Raw genomic sequence first — 22524 nt, 5'->3', positions numbered from 1 at the left:
CTTAGAATTTGAGTTTGATGTTGAAACCAAGGTTGCGTGTGCTTGGTGTCATGAATTTGTCAATACCCTGATAGTAGTTACCGGTGGTAGCTGTGGTCTCAGGATCGAAAGGTGCCTTGCAGTAAAGCATCAGCAGGTTGCGACCAACGAGAGAGAGGCTCAGGTCACCGATACCGAAGAATACGTTCTTCTTGAAGGTATAACCAAGGCTTGCCTCCTGCAGACGAATGTTGGTAGCGCTGTAGGTATAGTACTGGGGAATACCGTCGGCAGCACCGATAGTGGTGTACCATGTCTCAGGATTCACGCGGTCTTCACCGTTTACGAGTACATAACCCAGGTCGCGGGCGTCGGCAGTGTTCTTAGACACACCGTAAGCGTCGAGGGCAGCCTGTGTAGCTGAGTAAACGATACCGCCAAAGCGTGCAGCAAACATGAAACCGAAGTTGATGCCCTTGTAGCTGAAGTCGTTGCGCCAAGCCATGTTACACTTGGGGAATACGGAACCCAGCTTGATGTCACCTACGTTGGTGTCCTTGTACACCTTACCGTTCTCGTCAACATATACACGGCCTTCGCTGTCGCGTACTACGTCGGTGAGAGAGTAGAGGTCACCCAGCGTACCACCTTCCTTGAGCAGGAAGTGAGCAGAACCCATACCGTTGAGGTCCAGACGGTCCTTGTTGATGATGGCGCCGGTCTCAGGGTGAACGTAGTTCTTTACGAGCTCGTTGATCTTGTTCTTGTTGGCAGAGAATGTGTAGTTAGAAGACCACTTGAAGTTGCCCCAGCTGTTGTCATAGCCCAGAGCCAACTCGATACCGTTATTGCTTACGCTACCGGTCTGGATGTACATGGTGCTATAACCAGAAGATACTGATATGTCGGGGTTGAAGGTCTGGTTGTAAGTCTTGGTCCAGTAGAGTGTCAGGTCAAGGCTGAAGTGCTTGAACAGACGGGTCTGCAAACCGAACTCCCAAGAGTCTGTGGTCTCAGGCTTCAGGTTGTACATAGGATAAATGGTCTGGCTCTTCCACTGACGGTTGGCCTCATCCCACTCATATACAGGGTTGGCGTACCAACGTGGGAAAGGAATACCTACAGAAGCGAATGAACCGCGAACCTTCAAGAAGTCAATCTGCTTGGGCAACTGGAATGTCTGTGATACAATCCATGATGCACCGATAGAGGGATAGAAGAATGAAGACTTGTTAGACTTGGGACCAGCGAGCATAGAGGGCCAGTCGTTACGGCCGGTAAGAGTCAGGTAGTACTGACTGTTCCATCCGATTTCAGCGCTCATGAAGACAGACTTGGTCTGGTCGTGGTAGCCACCGGGCTGACGCTTCTCGCGGTTGGGGTCAATCTGGTACTCGTTGAATACGTTAGGAATGAGGTTGTCATTGATAGGACCATCGATACCAGTAACACCCTGCTTAACATCAGAGATGATTGCACCGAGGTTGGCATTGACAGAGAGTCGGTCCTGGAAGAAACGCTTGTCAAAAGTCATCATTACGTCGCCGTAAGTCTGCTTGTCATCGGTCTTCACGAGAGCGTACTGACCATTCTCACCAGCGAGAGTCTTGTTGGTAGAAGCATAGTACTTCTTCTCGAAGGTATTGGTGGCGTTGTCTACGCGGATACGTGCAGCAAGGCTCAGATAGTCGGTGAGCTTATAGCTGGCGCCGAGGTTGAGCATATAGCGATACTTGCGGTTGGTACGTACGTTGCGGTAGTTGATCCAGTAGGGGTTCTGACCTACGAACTCACTTGCGAGGTCGTTCCAGTTCTGAACGTAGAGGTTACGCTGTGTATCCCAACGCTCAAACATCTTGAGGTCATCGATAGAGTTGCCGCGGGGGTAGAGGTATGCGGTTACCAGTGGGTTACCATATACACCCTGGTTGGTCATGTTGCGGTCATCCTGGATAATGTAGCTTGCACCGGCGTCAACAGTCAGCTTGTCGTTGAGCATCTTGGCTGTGTTGCGGATGGTGAAGTTGTAACGGTTGTACTCGTTGTTGGGGATTACACCACCTGAGTTGAGGGCACTGGCAGAAACATAGGTCTGGTTCTTCTCAGTACCGGTAGAGAGGGTGAAAGCCTCGGTAGTAACGACACCTGTCTTGAAGTAGTTGTCTACAGGGTCATAGCCACGATAGTTGGTCTCGTTGAGCTTGGCACCCCAGCTGTAAGACTCACCACCAGCGTCGCGCAGTGTGCTGCCTGTACCGTAAGCGTTCTGGAAGTCGGGAGTACGGAAAACTGAAGAGAACTCAGTGGTCTGGCTTACAGTGACCTCGGTCTTGCCTTCCTTACCCTTCTTGGTGGTGATAACGATGGCACCGTTAGAAGCGCGGTTACCGTAAAGAGCGGCAGCGGCAGCACCGGTAAGCACTGACATAGACTCGATATCCTCGGGGTTGATGTCGGCGATAGCCTCGGTAGTACCGTTAGAACCGAAACCAGAGTCACCGTCGGAGCCGAGGTTGAACATTGGAATACCGTCAATCACATAGAGCACGTTGCTTGACTGCTCGATTGAACGTGTACCACGCATCACAACCTTAGAGGCACTACCTGCACCGGCAGAGCTGGCGTTGATGTTTACACCGGCAACCTTACCGTTGAGGGAGTTGATGAAGTTGGCATCCTTGTTGGTGAGGAGGTCTTCACCGCTCACCTGCTGTACGTTGTAGCTCAGAGCCTTCTCAGCACGCTTGATACCGAGGGCGGTAACCACAACTTCGTTGAGCTCCTTGGTACCTGAAGACATAGACACGCTGTACTTGTCCTTGCCAGTTACCTTGAGAGTCTGGTCGGCATAGCCGATGTAGGTAATCTCGAGCTCTGCGCCTTCGGTGGTGTTGAGCACGAAGTTACCGTCTACATCAGAGATTACGGCATTCTGAGTGCCCTTCTCCTTGATGGTGGCACCGATAATGGGCTCACCGTTCTCGTCGGTGATAGTACCGGTTACCTTTTTCTTGGGATTGTTGGCCTTGGCGGTAGCCACGGTCTTACCCTGCTTCTTTGAAACGACGATGTTCTTACCCTTAATCTCGTAAGAAACACTCTGGCCACGGAGGATCTGCTCCACAGCCTGCTTGACATCCTTCGCGTTAACGCTGACTACCTTGGCGGTATTCACGTCAGCTGACTCAAACACGAACGAATATCCACTCTTTTGTCTCAATTCTGTCATTGCCTTCTCTACAGTGACTCCCTTGAGCTGCATCTGCAAGCTCTGTGCGAGGGCACCGAGGTTCATGCACAACAGAAACGCGCCTACCAAGAGGCCTTTTTTTCTGATATTCATTACTGTACTAAATTAGATAATTATATTTATTAACTCTTATTCGTAGGTTATTGTTTACGTTGGTGGGGCTTGTTCCCTGGCCGCCATCAGGGTGAGCCCAGGCACAGTCTTTATGACCGTGGGGCTCGTGATAAGGTTCTTTTCTGTTTTGTTTTTGTTGGGTGTCTGAGGTTAAAGTTGTAAAAGTAAGTTATAAAGTCGGGGAGTGCCCTTAGTATATTATGTAAGTCTTTCCTTGCAGTTTGTATCTGATGCGCCCGGTAGCAGAGAGGGCGTCGAGAATCTGAGTGAGCGTCTGCTCGTCGCGGTTAAAGGTAGCATAGAAGTTGAGAGTGGCGAGCTGCCTGTCGGCAATCACGATGCGCTGGTGGTAACTGCGAGAGAGCGTAAGGGCTATCTCGCGCAGGGTGGTGTCATGAAACATCAGTACTCCCTGGGTCCACTGGCGTGACGCTTGGGCGACGGAAGACTGGATGGTCATGTTCTTGGAGCCTTTCTCAAAGACGGCACACTCGTTGGGTTGCAACTGGTATTCACGGTTGGCAGAGTCGGCATGGCTGCCTAAGGCTACGCGACCTTCGACGAGAGTGACCATAGCATTAGGGTCGTCGGGGTAGTCGCGGAAGTCAAACTTGGTACCGAGCACGCGCAGCTTGAGAGCGCTGGAGTTGACATGGAAGGGGAGTTTCTCGTTATGGGCAACTTCGAAGTAGCCTTCACCCACGAGCTTCACATTGCGTTCGCGAACACCGAAACCCTGAGAGTAGGTGATGCGTGAGCCGGCATTGAGCCAAACCTGTGTGCCATCGGGGAGGGTCATACGGGTTGTGGAACCTAAGGGGGCTTCGACGCTGATGTCGGCGAAGCGAGACTCTACCATATCCTGTCCCTTTATATAAAAGAGGTAGGAGAAGACACCCACGGTGACAAGAAGGATGGCAGCGTAGCGCATCATATACATCACGCGGCGATGGCGACGCTGACGCTGATGAGCATGCACGCACTCCATAAACTTTTTGTAGGCAAGCACTTTGTCATATTTAGCCAGCTGCTCCATATTGGGAATGGACATCCACATAGTGTGAAGCTGTCTGAACAGGCGGGAGTTGGCTTCGTTGGCATCGCGCCACAACAGGAGTTCAGCGACCTCCTCAGTACTGAGGTTGTCACTGAAATAGCCTACCATCAAGTCGTAAAAATGTTCGTCTTGCACGTCGTTGTCGATTTGATATACATCAATAAGACGAAAAATATCTTAAATGGGGTAGTCAAAAATGCGATTTTTTTCAAAAAAAATCAATTTTCCACCATTTTCACCGATATTTTTAGCCAAAATTAGCACTTTGGGGATGAGAGAGGGGCTATTTACACAAGGAATAAGGACCAGGCAGATGATGCTGACACTTTATTACTTCATGTTTACCACTACACCTTATTATATATATAGACTTACTGCTCCATAAAAAATAAATACAAAAAGCCTCGGCGTCTTCTGAAGGCTCCGCCTTTGTGGCGATAGACGCAGCCGTCAGCCGGAAAACAATTTTCCTTCGTGCCGCCAACGCCATCACCACCGTCATGCACAGCATGACATCAGAAGACGCCAAGGAACAAAAAGCGGCCTGCGGCCGTAAAAAAAGTCCAGCTTACGCCGGTAAAAAAACAATATCTGGGAGGAGGCCCCTCGACTGCTCCCAAAAGCCCCTCTCTAACTCTCCCCAAGGGGAGAGAAAGCCAAAGCACCCCAGATTAACGCATTAAGATAGAACTCCTTTCCCTAAGGCAAGGCTGGGATGTTGCCCGTATTAAACCTGTTCCACTTGGTGAAGGTTGGAATGCCCCCCTATTAAACTCAATCCACTTGAAGAAGGTTGAAATGGTTGACGCTGAGCTCCTTCCCCTTGGGGAAGATTGGGATGGGGCTTATCCTTGGCAACTCTGTAGGAGTTGCGATTCCCCAGCCCAGGGTTGCGGGCGAAGAACGCTACCCTGGGTATCAACCAAACTAATCATAGCTACTCTGTAAGAGTTGCGATTAGCCGAAGGCGTTACTCGCAGTTGATATTTTGCCCTATCACAAAAGGATAATTAACCGAACCACCACCGATTAACGCATTGGAATAGAGCTCCTTCAACGCGGAGAAAGTTGGGATAGGACTCGTGTTTGGGATGGCCACAAGCAGCGGCAACTCTGTAGGAGTTGCGATTCCCCAGCCCAGGGTTGCGGGCGAAGCACGCTACCCTGGGTATCAACCAATCTAATCATAGCTACTCTGTAAGAGTTGCGATTAGCCGTAGGCGTTACTCGCGGCAGGAAATGCGCATGCTATTAGTGCGAATTGTTACCCACAGCAAGCCATTTATTGTTTATCCATTAAATTGCAAATGTCGCTGCCTCCATTTATATACGCGCCATGGAATGAGATGGCGCAAATAATGTATTCATTTTTTGTTCCGGCGAACAGCCGGGCTTTTTTTACCGCCAACGGCGGCTTTTTGATTTTGTTCCTTTTCAGCCTGCCATCGGGCAGGCGCGGCGGTGGGTGGTGGCAGATATCCGAGAGCCCGCTCTCGGGAATATCCGCAACCACACGCAGACGCATAGGGCGAAGCCCTGAAAAGGAACAAAACTTTTTGTATCATCTCCACACCCTCATTATATATATAGGACATACAATACGAAAGAACGGTTTTGGATTAAAAATAAAGAAAAAATCAAGAGAATGCGATGTATATCAGCGAAAATGTATAACTTTGCGTATTGGCATATACGCCATATCTGAAACGATGTCTAAAATTATCGTTCAAAATACACCTATCACAGTTCTCTCGTTAGAGGAACAGGATTATATCTCCCTCACAGATATGGCAACTGCCAAAGAGGGCGACAACCGTTCTGCCGATATAATCAAGAACTGGTTGCGAAACCGCTACACTATTGAATTTCTTGGTACTTGGGAGATGATTCATAATCCTGATTTCAAAGTGGTCGAATTTGACCACTTTAGAATGAGTGCAGGTTTGCCGTCCTTTGTGTTGAGTGCTTCTGAATGGATAGAGCGCACAAACGCAATCGGAATAATAGTAAAGAAAGGTCGCTATGGAGGTACCTATGCTCATAAGGATATAGCTTTTGAATTTGGTTCGGCAATAAGTGTGACGTTCAAACTTTATCTTATCGAGGAATTTCAGCGGCTCAAAACGGAGGAACAGCGGTTATTAGGTTGGTCGGCGAAACGTGAGTTATCGAAAATCAACTACCGCATACATACCGATGCCATAAAGCAGAACCTTATCCCTGCCGAGGTTACTCCGGCACAGGCAAGCATCATCTACGCCAATGAGGGCGATGTGCTGAATGTGGCAATGTTCGGTGTTACGGCAAAACAATGGAGCGAGGCAAATCCCGACCCCAAAGGAAACATACGCGACTACGCCACAATCAACGAACTTATCTGTCTGTCAAATATGGAAAACCTTAATGCGGTTTTCATCGAACAAGGCATGACTCAGAGCGAGCGGCTTGTGAAGCTGAACCAAATAGCCATTCATCAGATGAGCGTACTGGAAAGCGGCGACAATGATAGAAAATTGCTAAAATAAAAATGCAAACATTATGAAAAACTTCTTATTGGTTTTGTGCATGGAATTTTTGCCAATGCATATAATGGCTAATACACAAGATACAATTATTGGCCGACCGTTGAAGTCTTTTGACCTTTCAGCATTCTGCTCTTACAACAGTTTTCATCCGAGCGAATATCTGACAGATAACAATTGGGATATTCTTTGTGCCTTTGTTCAGTCTGGTTCTGCCGCCAAATTGGACTCACTTGGTATTCCTTACAACAGAAGTCAACTTAGATTGCTTGAAGTTGGCGATTTGTTGATGTGCAATAACGAGCATTATACTACAAAAATACACATTTTCGGGAAAAGTGAGACACAACAAATCCGCCGATAGTCAAAAGATTTTGCCGACAGCATTTTCCCGAAAATCGAGCCCAAAATCAGACGGCTGGTGGGTGCTTTTGATGAGGCCAGATATTCTCAACAGACCTATAGTCTTATATTTTCGTATCTGCTGGATAATTACATTTGGGAGGACGAGTTCCTGTCATCGCCACGTAGCTGCGAAAATCATGGCACATGGTCGGGAGCCTATTGGGCTATGTTTGAAAGCCGCAACCATGATAAAATCGGGACTAATGGCTACGGTCCGGTAAAACAGAACTGGACCGATAATCTGGGCTATTGGATGAGTATGCCCAAGATTATGACATTTGCACGTGAAGTGGCGGCTAATGGCGGCAAGCGTATCGTAAAACAAGAAGTCATTGATGCCGTCGCAGGCTGGGGTCTCACCGACGATAATAGCAATATCCTTATTCCTGTGATATACCGGAACAACAATGACAAAATCGATCTCCTTTGCCGGGATATAACAACAGATTTAAGTCATGCTGTCAAGAAGCATTGCATATCATGGGGTAAGGCTCACAATATTGCTTCACAACAGTTGAGTCAGGTGATATTTTATCACGAAGTGATGTGGGATTTGCTTGACATTCTTGAATCAAAGGGTATTATCTCAATGCCGGCAATCCTGAAAGGCGAAGAAGTCGGCAAAGAGCACTTTGGTGACATCTGTTTCATAGTCTTAGATTCCGCTGCTGAGTGAATTTCAACTAAGCGAGGGAGGATTGCAAATGTCACTGCCTCTAATTATATACGCGCCATGGAATGAGATGGCGCAAATAATGTATTCATTTTTTGTTCCGGCGAACAGCCGGGCTTTTTTTACCGCCAACGGCGGCTTTTTGATTTTGTTCCTTTTCAGCCTGCCATCGGGCAGGCGCGGCGGTGGGTGGTGGCGGATATCCGAGAGCCCGCTCTCGGGAATATCTGCCACCACACGCAGACGCATAGGGCGAAGCCCTGAAAAGGAGCAAAACTTTTTGTATCATCTCCGCAACCTATTAATTACTCGCAGATGAAATTATATCCAATATCCTGGGGACAAAAACCTACTACAGGTAACGCCTTAGGCTAAGCGCAACACCTACAGAGTTGCTATACCTTATTATATATGTACCCAGGGTAGAGGCGCTGCGCCCCTCAACCCTAGGCTATGAAATCGCAACTCTGTCAGAGTTGCCGAGGGTGCGTACTTCCTGCTTTCAACAAAAGGGAATGAACGACAGCAGCCCCTCTCTAACTCTCCCCAAGGGGAGAGAAAGCCAAAGCACCCCAGGTTAACGCATTAAGATAGAACTCCTTTCCCTAAGGAAAGGCTGGGATGTGGCCCGTATTAAACTTGTTCCACTTGGTGAAGGATGGAATGCCCCCCTATTAAACCCAAACCCCTCGAAGAAGGTTGAAATGGTTGACGCTGAGCTCCTTCCCCTTGGGGAAGGTCGGGATGGGGCTTATCCTTGGCAACTCTGTAGGAGTTGCGATTCCCCAGCCCAGGGTTGCGGGCGAAGCACGCTACCCTGGGTATCAACCCCACCAATCATAGCTACTCTGTAAGAGTTGCGATTAGCCTTAGGCGTTACTCGCAGTTGATATTTTGCTCTTTCACAAAAGGGATAATTAACCAACCCGCCACGGGCAAACACGTTGGGATAGAACTCCTTCCCCTTGGGGAAGGCTGGGATGGGGCTTTCCCCCACCGAAGCCAACGGGGGAAAATGAAAGTGCGGCCCTGACTGTGGAGCCGCACATCATCAAACATTTCAAAGAGATATTATTAGCAGATTAGTCAATTCAAAAATATGTTGTCAAAATTCAAGTGGTCACCAAGGGCAACGATAGCACCTACCATGGCTGCGAAACGAATGCCGAGAGCCAACAGAATGACGAGATGTCTGACACGGGCTGCACACGAGTAGCAATGCGGCGGCACGAAGAGACGGTCATAGTGGATGCAAGTTGCTTATGTTTATCACTTTGATATCCATAGGCAAAAATAAGATATTTGCCACAAAGCGGGTGTAACCTTGCGTAACTTTTGTGTCGCTTTCCTAACATTTAGGTGTCGCTTTGGTGGGAAAGAGACTACTGATGGGAAGAAAAAAGATGGCTGGTAGCGTGAGATTAGAAGCGCACGTAAGGACGGAGACGCTCGATGTCGTCAGCGGTGAACGCAGAGAGCAGACGCAGCTGGTCGAGGCTGGCGAGGGGACCCTTCAGCCGACGATAGTCGCAGATGGCGCGCGCCTGGAGATAGTTGATGTAAGGATGGCGCTTGAGTTGGGAGAGCGAGAGACGGTTGACATCGAGGCGCTGGATGTCGCCGGCATCGACGGTGAAGAAAGGAAGAGCCTCCTCGGGGAAGTCGTCAATCTCGAGCAACTGACGGGCATGGGCATAGCCACCCAGACGCTGGCGGTAAGCGACAATGCGGCGGGCGTAGTAGGCACCGATGCCAGGCACACGGCGCAGGAGCGTGGTATCGGCAAGGTTGAGGGCGATGCGCTCGGAGTTGCGCAATTTGACAGGATAGCGCAGGCTGTCGGAAGAGGCTTTGGGCCGCTCGTCATGGACGGCATAGACCTCCGATGCCGGCAGATAGTCTGCCGAGATGCGTATATAAGGCTCGAGCTCGCGATACTGCTTGGCGGTGAGACCGTAGAGGCGCGCGAAGTCGGACGGACGGCGGAAGACTCCACCCTTGGCACGGTAGTGATAGATGTTGCGCACCTGATAGGGCTGCAGACCAAGGCTGAGCAGCTGGGTGCTGTCGGCGGTATTGGGGTCGAAGGGGGCATAGACCACCTGGCGCGAGGGCGTGGCATAGGTGTAAGCACGCCGAGAGTCTGTGCCCACGGCGCTACGCTTGCTGCGGATGCTGTCGGCAGCGGCGATGGGAGTGGTGTCGGCACTGGGCCACAAGAGATGATAGCCTATCACCCCGAAAGCAAGGACTGCCAACAGGAAGAGGACAACCACGCGGTCGCTCTTGCAGAGGTAATAGGGGCGGGACAACTTCATCGCTATATATAATATAATAAGGTGTAAGGTGGTTTATCTTCGGCAGCCCGGGGCATCAGAAGACGCCGAGCTGATGGAGGAAGACGGCGAGGATGGCTGTGGGACAGACATAGCGCACAAAGAACAGGTAGACGCCGAAGACCCTGCACGACACGGTGCCCCAGTTGGTAAACTCGTCGCGCACCAGCTTGCGCGGCACTGCCCACCCGATAAACAGGCAGGTGAGGAAGCCACCCACGGGGAGGAATATCTGACCCGTCACAAAGTCGAACCAGTCGAAGAGAGTGCGCCCGCCGAAGCTCAGCCATGGTATATCGCTGAACGAGAGCGAACAGAAGATGCCGATAAACAGGCTGCCAGCGGTGACGAAGGTGGCAGCCGTGCGGCGCGTGATATGCAGTTCCTCGATGAGGAAGGCTGTGCTCACCTCGTGGAGCGACATGAGCGACGTGATGGCTGCCAGCGACAGGAGGGCGTAGAAGAACACCGACACGAGCATGCCCACTAAGGGCACGGCGGCAAACGCCTGGTTGAACACGTTGGGCAGGGTGACAAAGACGAGCGAGGGGCCGCTGCCGGGGTTCACTCCCACGGAGAAGGCGGCAGGGAATATCATCAGTCCAGCCAGCACCGCTATCAGCGTATCGAGCAGTGACACCTGCAGGGCCGACTTCAACAGATTGGTCTGACGCTTGAAGTAAGAGGCATAGGTGCAGATGCAGCCCATGGCGATGCTGAGCGAGTAGAACGACTGACCGAGGGCGCCGAGGAAGGCGTCGCTGTCGAGTTTGGTGAAGTCGGGCTTGAAGAGGAACTCCATGCCGCGCTCGCCACCGGGCAGGAGGCACGATGCCACGACGATGACAAGGAGCAGGATGAAGAGCGTGGGCATGAGCATCTTGGAGGTACGCTCAATACCGCTGCGCACACCGTTGACAATCACCAGACAGGTGATGACAAGGATGGCGAGCGTCCAGATGACGGGGCGCCAGGGGTCGGAGGAGAACTCGGCAAAATAGCGGTTTACGAAGTCGGCATTGCCGGTGAGCTCGCCGAAGAACGAGGCATAGACATACTGCAGGCACCAGCCAGACACCACGGCATAGTAGCCCATGATGAGAAAACCGGTGGCGACACCCAAGAGACCCACATACTTCCAGGCGCTGCCGCCGGAGAGCAGGGAGTAGGCGCGGTAGGTGTTGGACGCACCGTGACGGCCGATGATAAACTCGGAGAGCATACAGGGGATGCCCAGCATAAGCACACAACAGATATAGACCAGAATGAAGGCTGCGCCGCCATTCTCGCCCGTCATATAGGGAAATCGCCACACATTGCCCAGTCCGACGGCACCGCCGGCGGTGGCAAGTATCATTCCCAGTTCGGTTCCGAAATTACCTCTTTTTTCCATCATTTTCCCTCAAATAACTACTATTTTTATGTCGTACGTACTAATAATCGTCGTGATTGATACAAAAGTAATGAATTTTATTTACTTTTGTCAGCAAATCGAAGAGAAAAATGAAAAGTATATGGAAATTGTGTCGAGACTATCCCTTCTCGACACTGTGTATCATCGTGATATGGATACTGTGTATCATCCCCATTCCCGAGACGCCGCTGTCTGAGGTAAGCATGATAGACAAGTGGACGCATCTGGTGATGTATGGCGGACTGTGTGCCATGATATGGACAGACCGCGCCCGGCTGCGCCTCACCTCCGACCGCCGGGGGATGGTGGTCTACGCCCTGCTGCTGCCCATCGTGATGGGCGGGGTGATAGAGCTGGTCCAGGCCTACTGCACCGGCGGCACGCGCAGCGGGGAGTGGCTGGACTTGGCTGCCGACAGCCTGGGCGTGCTCATCGGCCAACCTATCGGTATGCTTCTGGCAGCGTGTCACGCCAGGTGGCGTAAGGGGCGCGCAGAAGATTAGAGTTGTAGAAACGGCGGTCGCCGGTAACCTCGACAGCGATGAAATCGGGCTTTTCGAAGGGTTCGTCCACCGAAGCCAACTCTATCTCTGCCATAACAAGCCCGGCATTGTCGCCGAAAAACTCGTCCACCTCCCACACGTGGCGGCCATCGGCGCTGCGCACGAGATAACGGTTCTTGTCGATGACTCCACCCCGGCACAGACGCAGGAGGTGGCTCGCCTCGTCGAGGGTTATCTCCTTCTCAAACTCATAACGGCTGAGTCCGCCGTCCTGCGAACGGCTCTTGATGGTGAGGTAGGCATGGTCGTCGCGTACGCGGACACGCACCGTGGCACCCTCGGCAGGGATATAGCCTTGCTGGATGTGGGTACAAGAAAAGGCAACACGCTTGTACGCATCGCCTTTCCTGACCAGAAACTTACGTTCTATTTCTACACCGCTCATTGCATCAATACCATAGCGTAACCTATCACGGCAAGAGTCAATACTACCATGGTTACTATCAACCACTTCATCACGTTCTTGCCTTCCTTCTCCTGCATGGCTGCCTTCTTGGCGCGGCGCATCTTACTTTTTTCGCTCATAGTTGTTATGTTTTTAGGTTAATATATCGATGTTTCTTTTAGGGGTTCAATCTTCGTCGTCGGTGACAGGGAACTCCATGAGATAAGCCTTGATGAAGTCGTCGATTTTGCCGTCCATCACACCGTCGACATCGCCAGTCTGGTAGTTGGTGCGGTGGTCCTTGACGCGACGGTCATCGAAGACATAGCTGCGTATCTGGCTTCCCCACTCTATCTTTTTCTTGCCGGCTTCAATCTTGGCCTTGGCCTCGAGACGCTTCTTCATGGCGCGGTCATAGAGCTGCGACTTGAGCAGACGCAGGGCGTTCTCGCGGTTCTTGGGTTGGTCGCGCGTCTCGGTATTCTCGATGAGAATTTCTTCTTTCTCGCCGGTGTCGGGGTCTTCATACTGATAGCGGAGGCGCACTCCCGACTCTACCTTGTTCACGTTCTGACCTCCGGCACCACTGGAGCGGAAGGTATCCCAAGAGAGGCGGGCGGGCTCGACCACCACCTCGATGGTATCGTCGACGAGGGGCGAGACGAAGACGCTGGCAAAACTGGTCATACGCTTGCCCTGGGCATTGAAAGGCGATACGCGCACGAGGCGATGCACGCCGTTCTCGCTCTTCAGGTAGCCATAGGCATACTCACCGCCTTCTATCTCCATAGTGACGCTCTTGATGCCGGCTTCATCGCCTTCCTGCAGGTCTGCCACACGCACTTTGTAGCCGTGTGACTCTGCCCAACGCATATACATACGCATAAGCATCGACGCCCAGTCCTGGCTCTCGGTACCGCCAGCGCCCGAATTGATTTTCATGACGCAGTCCATCGGGTCTTCCTTCTGTCTCAGCATGTTCTTGAGTTCAAGTTCCTCGATGGCTTTGATGGCTTTGGCGTAGTCGGCGTCGACTTCGTCCTCGGTCACCATATCGTCGTGATAGAAATCGAAGGCCAGCTGCAACTCGTCGGCATATTCGCGTGCCGCCTTGTAGTCCTTGAGCCAACGCTCAATGCCCTTGACCTTCTTCATCTGTTCCTGTGCGCGCTTGGGGTCTTCCCAGAAGTCAGGCGCCTGTGTGCGGAGCTGTTCTTCTTCAAACTCCACCTTCTTTTGGTCGATGTTCAGGTAGCGCGCCAACGCATCGGTGCGCTCCAGAACGTCTTTCAACTGATCACTTGTTATCATTTATTCTTCGTACATCTTGTCTATCGTCTCCTTGTAGTTCTTGTAGACGACAGCTCGTTTCAATTTGAGGGTGCTGGTCAGCTCTCCATTCTCCATGGTGAAGCCATGGGGCAGGAGGGTAAACCGCTTGATTTTCTCGTAGTGGGCCAGCGTCTGCTGGAGGGTGTCGATGCGCTCGGTCATCATGTCGTGGATGCGCTTGTCGGCACAGAGCTCTTCGCGCGAGCCAAACTCGATGTGGTTGTCACGGGCGTAGGCTTCGAGCAGACGGAAGTCGGGCACGATGAGGGCGGCGACAAACTTGCGCTGGTCGGCGATGATGGCAACCTGGTCTACATACTTGTCGACGAGTAGCATGGACTCTATCATCTGGGGCGCGATATACTTGCCGTTGGATGTCTTGAAGAGGTCCTTGATGCGCTCCTTGAGGAAGAGCTCGCCCTGGTCGTTGATGTAGCCGGCGTCACCCGTACGGAAGAAACCGTCGGCAGTGAAGGCTTCGGCGTTGACCTGGTCGCACTTGTAATAACCCGGCGTGATGGTCGGGCCCTTGAGCAGCACCTCGTCGTTGTCGCCAATCTTGACCTCGATGCCAGAGAGCGGACGACCCACCGAACCGATGGTGAACGGTTTGCCCTTGTGGTCGCAAGAGACAGTGGCAAGGCTTTCGGTGAGACCGTAGCCCACGACCATGTTGATACCGATGGAATGGACAAATTCTTCGACTTGGGGCGACACAGCGGCGCCGGCGGTGGGGAAGATATTGGGGTGGTCGAGACCCAACTGCTTGCGCACGAGGGCAAGCACGGTGCGGTCATAAATCTTGTATTCGGCAGCGAGGGCAAGCGACGGCCGACGGCCGCGGGCCAGACAGTCTACATTGTACTTGTGACCCACATGGAGGGCACGGTGGAAAAGACGCTGCTGCAGGGCGCCAGCATTGTCCATACGGTCTTTGACAGCGATGTAGACCTTCTCCCAGAAGCGCGGAACCGATGACATACACGTGGGGTGGGTCTCGCGCATAGCCTGCTGTATCTGCTGGGGATAGGTGTTGATAATCAACTGGGCGCCAACCGACAGGCAGAGGTAAGCCCAACCTCTCTCGAAGATGTGGGTGAAGGGCAGGAAGTCGATGACGCGGTCGTTTTCAGAGACATCAACAAACTCATAGTTGGCGTGAAGAGCCGCATGATACTGCCCGTAGGTGAGCATCACGCCCTTGCTCTCGCCGGTGGTACCACTGGTGTAGAGGATGTTGCAGAGGTCGGTGTAGTTGGCTTCCTTCCAGCGCGTCTCAAGTTCAGACTGGCGGGGCAGCCCCTTGCCCAACTTGATGAAATCGCTGAAGTAAAGGGCATTGGAGTCGTGGGTATCGATATTCACGCCGTCATCATAGACGATGATGCGCTCGAGCGTGGGGCAGAGGTGGAAGATGCGCAACGCCTTGTCATACTGGTCCTGCTCGCCTACGAAGAGGAAGCGCACCTTGGCATCGTTGAGCACATAGAGTATCTGCTGCTCGCTATTGGTGGCGTAGAAAGGCACGGTAACGGCGCGCACGCCATAGGCACCGAAGTCGGTGTAGAGGTACTGCACACAGTTCTGTGAGAAAACGCCTATATTTTCCTGAGGTTTCACGCCGAGATTAAGCAGCGCGTTACTTACCTCCTTTACACGAAGAGAGAAATGCTGCCAAGATACTGAGCGCCATTTCTTTTCTCCAAATCTCTGAAAAGTAAGTGCCGTTCGCTCTCCGTACTTCTTGGCAAGGTCGTGAATGATCACCGAAAGATGACTATTGATTTGCATAAGCAATAATATTTAGTTTATGCAAAGGTAGTGCAAACCGAGCGAAATACAAAATAAATCTATTTATTTTTATTTCCGAGGTGAAGCCTACCTTCACGCCCTTAGGCGTAAAGGAGTGCAAACCGAAGACAATACAAAGAAAAAACGTAGGTTTTTTCATTTTGGATTGTTGAGGTGCAGCCTACCTTATCCAAAGGTAGTGCAAACCGAGCGAAATACAAAATAAATCTATTTATTTTTATTTCCGAGGTGAAGCCTATCTTGACGGCTTCGCCGTAAAGGTAGTGCAAACCGAAGAGATTACAAAATAAATTCATTTATTTTTAATCTTGAGGTGCAGCCTACCTTCACGCCTTTAGGCGTAAAGTAGTGCAAACCGAAGACAATACAAAGAAAAAACATGAGTTTTTTCGATTTCTACGGAAGAGCCGTCGTTATGTTTAAGTTGATGCAGATGCCAAACAAAAACAATTCAAGTCACGAAATGACGATTGCAAACCGCGATTTTATCATTTCAGACTTTGAGCCCATTATTTCAAGCCACGAATTATAGATGAATAGGCACTCGGACAAGTTGGCGCCACGCCCCACCCCATTTCCGAAGCCCTCGCACACACTCCCGGGCACCACGATGAAGGCAGCGCGACCCACAGCCCATCGCAGATATATGTGCCGAAAAGCAAAAAAACATGAGTTACAGCACCAATATCAATGATTTTTTGCTTAACTTTGCCCGGGATGGACGGTGTCTCGGCATTTGAAGCAAGTTTCATGATGCAGAGTTGCACCATCTACACCCACGAAACACGCCAAGATTATGAAAGCAGACGAATTGATAATTGACAAAATCAAGGATATCGCCCGCAGCACTGTCCCCGACGGCAGCGAAGCGATACTGTATGGCTCGCGGGCTCGTGGCGATGCCCGCAGCGACTCCGACTGGGACATCCTTATCCTGTTGAACAAGGACACGCTCACCCAGAACGACTACGACAACGTGAGTTATCCCTTCGTCATGCTGGGCTGCAACCTCGGCGCCGAAATCAACCCCATCCTCTACACCAAGAAGGAATGGGAAACCTACCAGTTCTCCCCTTTCTACGAGAATGTGAATAGAGACGGAATTATCCTTGCATAATTCGGTCGTTTCTACCAACAAACGCACAATTACGATGACCACAAAAGAATATACTGATGACGCGGTGGCGCTGCTCATGCGCCTGATAGCCACTCCGTCTGTGAGCCGCGACGAGGGCGGAGCGGCAGATGTCATGGAGGCGGAACTGCGGAGATGCGGAATTGAATATACGCGCGAGGGCAACAACCTCTGGACCACTGACCCGCAGTATGACGAGCGGCGCACCACCCTGCTGCTCAACGCCCATATCGACACCGTCAAGCCCGTGGAGAGCTGGACGCGCAACCCCTACTCCCCCACGCTCGAGGGTGACACGCTCTACGGTCTGGGCAGCAATGACTGCGGCGGAGGACTCACTGCGCTGCTGCAAGTGTATCGCGCGCTCAAAGACAGACCACGCCCATACAATCTGATATACCTCGCCTCGGCAGAGGAGGAGGTCTCGGGCGTCGACGGCATACGCCGCGTGCTGCCTCTGCTACCCAGGATAGATGTGGCGATAGTGGGCGAGCCCACCGCCATGCAGCCCGCCATAGCCGAGAAGGGACTGATGGTGCTCGACATCACCGCCCACGGCCGCAGCGGACACGCCGCGCGCAACGAGGGCGTGAACGCCATCTACAAGGCGATGGACGACCTGCTGTGGATGCGCGACTACAGATTTGAGCGCGACAGCAGTCTCTTGGGGCCCACCACGATGAAGGTGACGGTGATAAACGCGGGCACCCAGCACAACGTGATACCCGACGAGTGCCGCATGGTGGTCGACATACGTACCAACGAGCATTATACCAACCGCGAGGTGTATGACATCGTGAGCCGCCACGTCAAGAGCGATGTCAAGGCGCGCTCCTTCCACCTCTGCTCGTCGCATATCGATGCCCAGCATCCATTGGTAAGACGGTGTCTGTCATTGGGAATGACGCCCTTTGGCTCGCCCACGCTGAGCGACCAGGCGCTCATGACATGGCCCTCGTTCAAGTTGGGCCCCGGCGACTCCGCCCGCTCCCACTCTGCCGACGAATACATACGCATAAGCGAAATCTCCCACGCCATCGACACCTATCTCTCGCTGCTCGAGGGTTGGGAAGGTTAAGTCACAAACCCCCGCCACGACCGTGGCGACAGCCACAAACGCAAAGAGCGCGCCCATGTGAACCTCTCACACGGGCGCGCTCTTTGCGATAGATATATAGATAGCGGCGCTAACGGCCGAGCCATGTTTCAGGGTTGAGTTTGGTCGTTCCGCGACGCAGCTGGAACTGGAGGATATGGTCGGGGCCTACATTGCCGAGCGCCTGACGCGTAGAGACTTTCTGTCCCTTGCTCACGCTCACCGAACTCAGGTTGCAATAGACGGAGATGTAGGCTCCATGGCGCACCATGACAAACATGCTGCCCTCCCAACCGAAGACGGCACTCACCTCGCCATCGTAGACGCTGCGGGCTACGGCTCCGGGGCGGCCCAGGATGTTGATGCCCTTGTTGTCGAGCGTCACGCCCTTGAGGCCTTCGACGGCGTACTGGCCGAAGTGGCTCACCACCTTGTAGCTGCCGGTGATAGGCATAGGCAGGCGACCCTTGTTGGCCTCAAAGCCACCACTCATCATGCGGTCTACCGACGACATCGACTCGGCATTGCTCACCTCGCGCTTGGCGGCAGCTATCTCCTTGCGGCTGCGGGCTTCGTCGGCACGCGCCTTGCGTTCGGCAGCCTCGCGATTGGCTGTGGCTTCGCGCATAGCTTGTCGGGCGCGCTCTTCAGCCTCACCCTTTCCGCGTCGGGCTTCAGCCTCGGCACGCAACTGCTGTTCGCGCTTGCGTGCCTCTTCGATGCGGCGCTGGTTTTCAAGTGCTTCAGCCTCGGCGGCAGCCTTTCGGCGAGCCAGCTCTTCGGCTTTGCGCTTGGCGGCAGCGGCAGCGGCAGCCTTGCGCTTGGCCTCTGCCTCGGCGCGGGCTTTCGCCTTGGCCACCTCGATAGCCACGAGACGGTCAATCTGCGCGTTGAGCACCTGGTTTTTCTTCTTCTGCTCGTCTATGATAGACTGTATGGTCTTCTGCTGGCGCTGCAGTCCTTTCACGATATTCTGCTGCTCGCTCTGCTTGCCCTCGAGCTCGGTGCGGGCTTGCACATCGCGACTGAGGAGCTGGTGCTTGTGTCCGCGGGCGTCCTCCAGCTGCTTATGCTTTTCGTTGACCTGCTGCTGCTTGACCTTGAGCATATCACCCTGCACCTTCTGGTACGCGGCGTATTCCTTGACAAAGCGCATACGACGATACATCTGCGCGAAACTCTGTGCCGAGAAGACAAACATCATCTTGTCCTGCACGCTGCGATGTCTTGCCATGTAGCGTATCGACTTGATATATCGCTGGCGACGGTCATCGAGCTGGCTCTGGAGGGTGGCGAGCTGCGACTTGAGGATGCTGATGTTGTCGTCGAGGGCTGTGATGTCCTTCTGGATGCCGTCTATAGACTTCTGCTTCTCCCCTATCTCGCTGTTGATGATCATGAGGTCCTTGAGGCGCTTGGACACGTTGGCCTTGTTGGCTCTGAGCGCCTGCTCCTGCTGCCTGATGCGGCGCTGCACGGCGGCGCGCTCATTGCGCAAGCCCTTGATGGTGGTGGGTTTGGCGTTCTTGGATGCAGAGGCTTTGGTCTTGGTCTTGCGCCTGGTCGTCGTCGCCTGGGACTTGCGCTTGGTTGTGGTCTTGGCGGTGGTGCGCTGCTTGCTCTGCCTCGTGGCCGTCGTCTTCTTCTGCGCGGTCAGAGGGAGGGTCAGCACCATTGCCATCAATACTATCAGAATACGTCTCATCGCATATTGAGTAATTTGTCAAACACATCATGGGCCTCCACCTTCTTATACTTGGCAGACGGCGTGGTGAGCGCCTGCCAGTCGGAGTCGGTGCGCACGCTGTTCATGCGCAGACTGACAGTTGCCTGCTGGGTCTTGCCGCCAGCATTGGTGGTGAAAGTAAACGACTGGGAGGCTGGGAACATCTTGGCGCCTACGGCCTTGAAGTCACCGTAGTTCCAGGCGAGGCTCGAGGTGCCGTGGGCAGAGCCGAGATAGGTCACCAGCGCCGAGAGGATATGATGGTCGGCGCGGCGGGCGTTCCACTTGAAGTTGAGCTTGCCCGACTTGAGCGTCACGGGAACCTCGTCGCCCAAGGCGTCAATCTCGGCAGTAAACTTGTCAAGGTCTCCCTCGCCAACCTTCTGCGTTCCGGGCAGCAGGAGTTCGTTCCAGAAGAGCGACTGCAGACTGTAGAAGTCGAGGCCGTTGTCCTTGAGGAAGCCCAACTGGCTGTACTCGGCCTTGATATACTCTTTGTGCAGACGGTCGATGACGAGCACGTAGTCGGGGGTAAACTCCACGCGGCCCACCTCGGTCTGGATGAGCGGTATCATCACCTGCAGACGGATTACCTCATCCTTGCGCATGCGCAACTGGCCCGGCAGCGTCTGGTTGATGCTTCCCGCCTTGATGCTGAAGCTCATGTCGCCCACAATGTTCTTCTGGTAGAGCCGCTGATCGCTCACCTGCTGCACGAAATGCAACGAGGGGCTCACGGCGTCGCTCTTCTTCATGGCAGCCTGAGTCTGCGCCGAGCCGCCGGTCATCACTGTCTTCTTGGCACCACACGATGCCAGCACGAGAGCCACGGCAAAGAGCGTGGCGTTATGGATTGTTCTTCTTGTTTCCATCTTGTTTCTTTTTGTCATTATCCTGATTCTTCCGGTCACCGTTCTGCTTCTGCTTGACGCCATCTTGCTTCTTCCGGTCACCATCTTCAATTATCTTTCTGTACTTTATCTTCTTGGGGAGCAGCTCACTGCCACCGCCAGCCTTAACCGCACGCTGCCAGTAGCCCACAGCCTCATCGGTGAGACCATTGCGGAAGTAGATATCACCAGCGTGTTCGAGCACCACACCACTCTGGACCGAGTCGCTGTCGTTGGCAAGCGCCTGGTCGATATAGATACGCGCCTCGGCATAACGGTCCTGACGGTAGAGTATCCAGGCGTAGGTATCGAGGAAAGTGGGGTTCTTGGGTTCGGCCTTGATGGTCTTCTGGCTCATCTGCGCAGCCTTGTTGAGAGCCGTGTCCTTCTCGCTGAGATAGTAGGCATAGTTGTTGAGACACTCTATGTTGTCGTCCTTCCACTTCAGACAGTTGTCGAAGGCCTCAAAGGCTTCCTGCTCCTTGTTCTGGTCGTGCAGGATATTACCCATCATCGAGTAGAAGTCACTGACGATTTCCTTGTTGCTCTTGTCGTCGGCAAGCGCCACACCCCGGCGCAGCGCGCTGAGTGCTTCGTCGTTGCGCTCATTCTGGTAACAAGAGAGGCCGAGGAAGTAGTAGAACGCGAGTTCATCGGGGTTGTACTCGGTGCCCTCTTTGCTGAGTTTTATGACCTCCTCCCAGTTCTGTTCTTTCCAATACGACTGTATGAGTTCAAACCTCACGGAGCCGTTGTCGGGCTCGAGGCTGAGCAGGCGGGTACGCGCCTTACGCACCTCGGATTCGGGAAATTTCTTGAGGTTGAGGTATGCCAGCCGGAGTTCTGCCAGGGTAGCGTCGTAGACACCCAGCTTCTCCTGCTGGTCAAAGAGAGCTATCACGCGGGTACTGTCGTCGCCACGCGCTTCATTGTCCTGGATGAAGGCTTTCATCATGGTGAGGCGGGTCTTGTCTTCGGTCTTGGGGTTGTCCAGGATGCTCTTCAGGCAGTTGTCGGCAAGGTCGTGCTGACCCACCGACTTGTAATAGTCATACATCGAGCTGAGCACATTGGCGTTGCCGGGCTCCTTGGCGAGGGCTTCGGTGAATATCTTGAGCGCCTCGCTCTCTCCGCCGTTCTGCATGAGCCAGTTGCCCATCATCACCTGATAGTTGATGTCATAGGGATGCTCAGCCACGAGCTGCTTGAGCGACGCCAGAGCTTTCTTGCGCTCGCCTTTGAGTCCGTAGATGCTCACCTTGCTCAGCGTGATGTCTTCGCCGCTGCCCTCTATCTGCTCCAGGCGGTCCAGGCAGTCTATCATGCGGTCATAGGCTTTCTGCTTGTCATAGATACCGAGCAGAATCTGCAGCAGGTCGGTGCGGCCGCGGTTCTTGCGCGCCAGACTCTCATACACCGCCGCAGCCTTGTCCAGCTCGTTGTTGCGGTAGTAACTCAGGGCGAGTGTCTCGAGATAAGTCTGGTTGTCGGGGCGCAGACTGACGGTCTTCTCGAGATAAGCCTGAACCAGCGAGTCATTGCCGTCGTCGGCATAGTATTTGGCGAGGAAGAAATAGGGCTCTGCGGCGTAGGGGTTGAGGTCACGGCACTCTTCGAGCAGACAGCGTGCGATGGAATCGTTGCCCTTGAGGCGCTCGCAGACCGACTCGAGGAAGAGGCTGTCCATGCGGCGCTGGTCCTGGGCAGAGAGGATGGGAGCAGCCGCCACGACCACCTTCTTGCGCTTGGCCTGGGAGGGCAGCGACAGCAGCGCCACCAGCAACACCGCAGCTATCAGGATATAGCGATAGTTGATTTTCATCATCGTCAGCAGG

The 22524-nt window shown here is 53.1% G+C and carries 17 protein-coding genes; 6 read left to right on the top strand and 11 right to left on the bottom strand.

The window, feature by feature from the left end; translation table 11 throughout:
* Position 1: 1 nt before the first annotated feature.
* Positions 2-3322 (bottom strand): SusC/RagA family TonB-linked outer membrane protein, encoded by a 3321-nt coding sequence (locus tag CIK94_RS11790; RefSeq protein WP_094423134.1) that lies wholly within the window; start codon positions 3320-3322, stop codon positions 2-4.
* Between the two features lie 211 nt (positions 3323-3533).
* Positions 3534-4535 (bottom strand): FecR family protein, encoded by a 1002-nt coding sequence (locus CIK94_RS11785; protein WP_144008389.1) that lies wholly within the window; start codon positions 4533-4535, stop codon positions 3534-3536.
* Positions 4536-6109: 1574 nt separating this feature from the next.
* Between CIK94_RS11785 and CIK94_RS11780 the strand changes: the two genes are divergently transcribed.
* From CIK94_RS11780 to CIK94_RS11770, 3 genes are all read left to right on the top strand, one after another.
* Positions 6110-6925 (top strand): KilA-N domain-containing protein, encoded by an 816-nt coding sequence (locus CIK94_RS11780; protein ID WP_094423161.1) that lies wholly within the window; start codon positions 6110-6112, stop codon positions 6923-6925.
* Positions 6926-6938: 13 nt separating this feature from the next.
* Entirely contained in the window at positions 6939-7286 is a 348-nt protein-coding gene (locus tag CIK94_RS11775; RefSeq protein WP_094423132.1) for a hypothetical protein, read from the top strand.
* A 207-nt stretch (positions 7287-7493) separates the two neighbouring features.
* Entirely contained in the window at positions 7494-8003 is a 510-nt protein-coding gene (locus CIK94_RS11770) for a hypothetical protein (protein ID WP_094423131.1), read from the top strand.
* Between the two features lie 1418 nt (positions 8004-9421).
* Here CIK94_RS11770 and CIK94_RS11760 read toward each other — a convergent pair.
* Positions 9422-10318, bottom strand: a complete 897-nt coding sequence (locus CIK94_RS11760; protein ID WP_094423130.1) for a helix-hairpin-helix domain-containing protein — start codon at positions 10316-10318, stop codon at positions 9422-9424.
* Positions 10319-10373: 55 nt separating this feature from the next.
* Positions 10374-11732: a sodium-dependent transporter gene (locus CIK94_RS11755; protein ID WP_094423129.1), complete on the bottom strand. Its 1359-nt coding sequence runs from the start codon at positions 11730-11732 to the stop codon at positions 10374-10376.
* 107 nt (positions 11733-11839) lie between these two features.
* Between CIK94_RS11755 and CIK94_RS11750 the strand changes: the two genes are divergently transcribed.
* Entirely contained in the window at positions 11840-12253 is a 414-nt protein-coding gene (locus tag CIK94_RS11750; RefSeq protein WP_022310690.1) for a VanZ family protein, read from the top strand.
* Here CIK94_RS11750 and CIK94_RS11745 read toward each other — a convergent pair.
* Genes CIK94_RS11745 through CIK94_RS11735 form a run of 4 tightly spaced genes read right to left on the bottom strand, consistent with a single transcriptional unit; the run spans position 12192 to position 15821 of the window.
* Positions 12192-12698 (bottom strand): CYTH domain-containing protein, encoded by a 507-nt coding sequence (locus CIK94_RS11745; protein ID WP_094387263.1) that lies wholly within the window; start codon positions 12696-12698, stop codon positions 12192-12194. The genes CIK94_RS11750 and CIK94_RS11745 overlap by 62 nt on opposite strands.
* Positions 12695-12838 carry a hypothetical protein gene (locus CIK94_RS14580; RefSeq protein ID WP_022310688.1) on the bottom strand — a complete coding sequence of 48 codons (144 nt, stop codon included), beginning with the start codon at positions 12836-12838 and terminating at the stop codon, positions 12695-12697. The genes CIK94_RS11745 and CIK94_RS14580 overlap by 4 nt, the downstream gene beginning before the upstream one ends.
* A 46-nt stretch (positions 12839-12884) precedes the next feature.
* Positions 12885-14009, bottom strand: a complete 1125-nt coding sequence (gene prfB / locus CIK94_RS11740) for a peptide chain release factor 2 (protein WP_094387264.1) — start codon at positions 14007-14009, stop codon at positions 12885-12887.
* Positions 14010-15821 carry a long-chain fatty acid--CoA ligase gene (locus CIK94_RS11735; protein ID WP_094423128.1) on the bottom strand — a complete coding sequence of 604 codons (1812 nt, stop codon included), beginning with the start codon at positions 15819-15821 and terminating at the stop codon, positions 14010-14012.
* An 817-nt stretch (positions 15822-16638) separates the two neighbouring features.
* Here CIK94_RS11735 and CIK94_RS11730 point away from each other — a divergent pair.
* Together CIK94_RS11730 and CIK94_RS11725 are read left to right on the top strand one after the other, a co-directional pair.
* Entirely contained in the window at positions 16639-16959 is a 321-nt protein-coding gene (locus CIK94_RS11730; protein ID WP_094387897.1) for a nucleotidyltransferase domain-containing protein, read from the top strand.
* A 34-nt stretch (positions 16960-16993) separates the two neighbouring features.
* Entirely contained in the window at positions 16994-18055 is a 1062-nt protein-coding gene (locus CIK94_RS11725; RefSeq protein WP_094387266.1) for a M20 family metallo-hydrolase, read from the top strand.
* A gap of 109 nt (positions 18056-18164) precedes the next feature.
* Here CIK94_RS11725 and CIK94_RS11720 read toward each other — a convergent pair whose 3' ends face one another.
* The 3 genes from CIK94_RS11720 to CIK94_RS11710 are packed head-to-tail and all read right to left on the bottom strand — an operon-like array spanning position 18165 to position 22514.
* Positions 18165-19778 carry a peptidoglycan DD-metalloendopeptidase family protein gene (locus tag CIK94_RS11720; protein ID WP_094423127.1) on the bottom strand — a complete coding sequence of 538 codons (1614 nt, stop codon included), beginning with the start codon at positions 19776-19778 and terminating at the stop codon, positions 18165-18167.
* Positions 19775-20671, bottom strand: a complete 897-nt coding sequence (locus CIK94_RS11715) for a DUF4292 domain-containing protein (RefSeq protein ID WP_094423126.1) — start codon at positions 20669-20671, stop codon at positions 19775-19777. The genes CIK94_RS11720 and CIK94_RS11715 overlap by 4 nt, the downstream gene beginning before the upstream one ends.
* Positions 20646-22514 carry a tetratricopeptide repeat protein gene (locus tag CIK94_RS11710; RefSeq protein ID WP_094423125.1) on the bottom strand — a complete coding sequence of 623 codons (1869 nt, stop codon included), beginning with the start codon at positions 22512-22514 and terminating at the stop codon, positions 20646-20648. The genes CIK94_RS11715 and CIK94_RS11710 overlap by 26 nt, the downstream gene beginning before the upstream one ends.
* Positions 22515-22524 lie beyond the last annotated feature (10 nt).

Source organism: Prevotella sp. P4-51, assembly GCF_002251455.1.
In the GTDB taxonomy this organism is placed as follows: Bacteria; Bacteroidota; Bacteroidia; order Bacteroidales; family Bacteroidaceae; genus Prevotella.
Note: the sequence above shows the minus strand (reverse complement) of the source record. Positions and strands in the feature narration are given on the sequence as shown.

Excerpts from the sequence above, each read along its gene's own strand:
- CIK94_RS11710 (WP_094423125.1), bottom strand. The coding sequence starts at position 22,514 with ATGATGAAAATCAACTATCGCTATATCCTGATAGCTGCGGTGTTGCTG.
- CIK94_RS11755 (WP_094423129.1), bottom strand. The coding sequence starts at position 11,732 with ATGATGGAAAAAAGAGGTAATTTCGGAACCGAACTGGGAATGATACTT.
- CIK94_RS11750 (WP_022310690.1), top strand. The coding sequence starts at position 11,840 with ATGAAAAGTATATGGAAATTGTGTCGAGACTATCCCTTCTCGACACTG.
- CIK94_RS11770 (WP_094423131.1), top strand. The coding sequence starts at position 7,494 with ATGTTTGAAAGCCGCAACCATGATAAAATCGGGACTAATGGCTACGGT.
- CIK94_RS11735 (WP_094423128.1), bottom strand. The coding sequence starts at position 15,821 with ATGCAAATCAATAGTCATCTTTCGGTGATCATTCACGACCTTGCCAAG.
- CIK94_RS14580 (WP_022310688.1), bottom strand. The coding sequence starts at position 12,838 with ATGAGCGAAAAAAGTAAGATGCGCCGCGCCAAGAAGGCAGCCATGCAG.
- CIK94_RS11725 (WP_094387266.1), top strand. The coding sequence starts at position 16,994 with ATGACCACAAAAGAATATACTGATGACGCGGTGGCGCTGCTCATGCGC.
- CIK94_RS11715 (WP_094423126.1), bottom strand. The coding sequence starts at position 20,671 with ATGGAAACAAGAAGAACAATCCATAACGCCACGCTCTTTGCCGTGGCT.
- CIK94_RS11745 (WP_094387263.1), bottom strand. The coding sequence starts at position 12,698 with ATGAGCGGTGTAGAAATAGAACGTAAGTTTCTGGTCAGGAAAGGCGAT.
- prfB (WP_094387264.1), bottom strand. The coding sequence starts at position 14,009 with ATGATAACAAGTGATCAGTTGAAAGACGTTCTGGAGCGCACCGATGCG.
- CIK94_RS11720 (WP_094423127.1), bottom strand. The coding sequence starts at position 19,778 with ATGAGACGTATTCTGATAGTATTGATGGCAATGGTGCTGACCCTCCCT.
- CIK94_RS11775 (WP_094423132.1), top strand. The coding sequence starts at position 6,939 with ATGAAAAACTTCTTATTGGTTTTGTGCATGGAATTTTTGCCAATGCAT.
- CIK94_RS11790 (WP_094423134.1), bottom strand. The coding sequence starts at position 3,322 with ATGAATATCAGAAAAAAAGGCCTCTTGGTAGGCGCGTTTCTGTTGTGC.
- CIK94_RS11780 (WP_094423161.1), top strand. The coding sequence starts at position 6,110 with ATGTCTAAAATTATCGTTCAAAATACACCTATCACAGTTCTCTCGTTA.
- CIK94_RS11730 (WP_094387897.1), top strand. The coding sequence starts at position 16,639 with ATGAAAGCAGACGAATTGATAATTGACAAAATCAAGGATATCGCCCGC.
- CIK94_RS11760 (WP_094423130.1), bottom strand. The coding sequence starts at position 10,318 with ATGAAGTTGTCCCGCCCCTATTACCTCTGCAAGAGCGACCGCGTGGTT.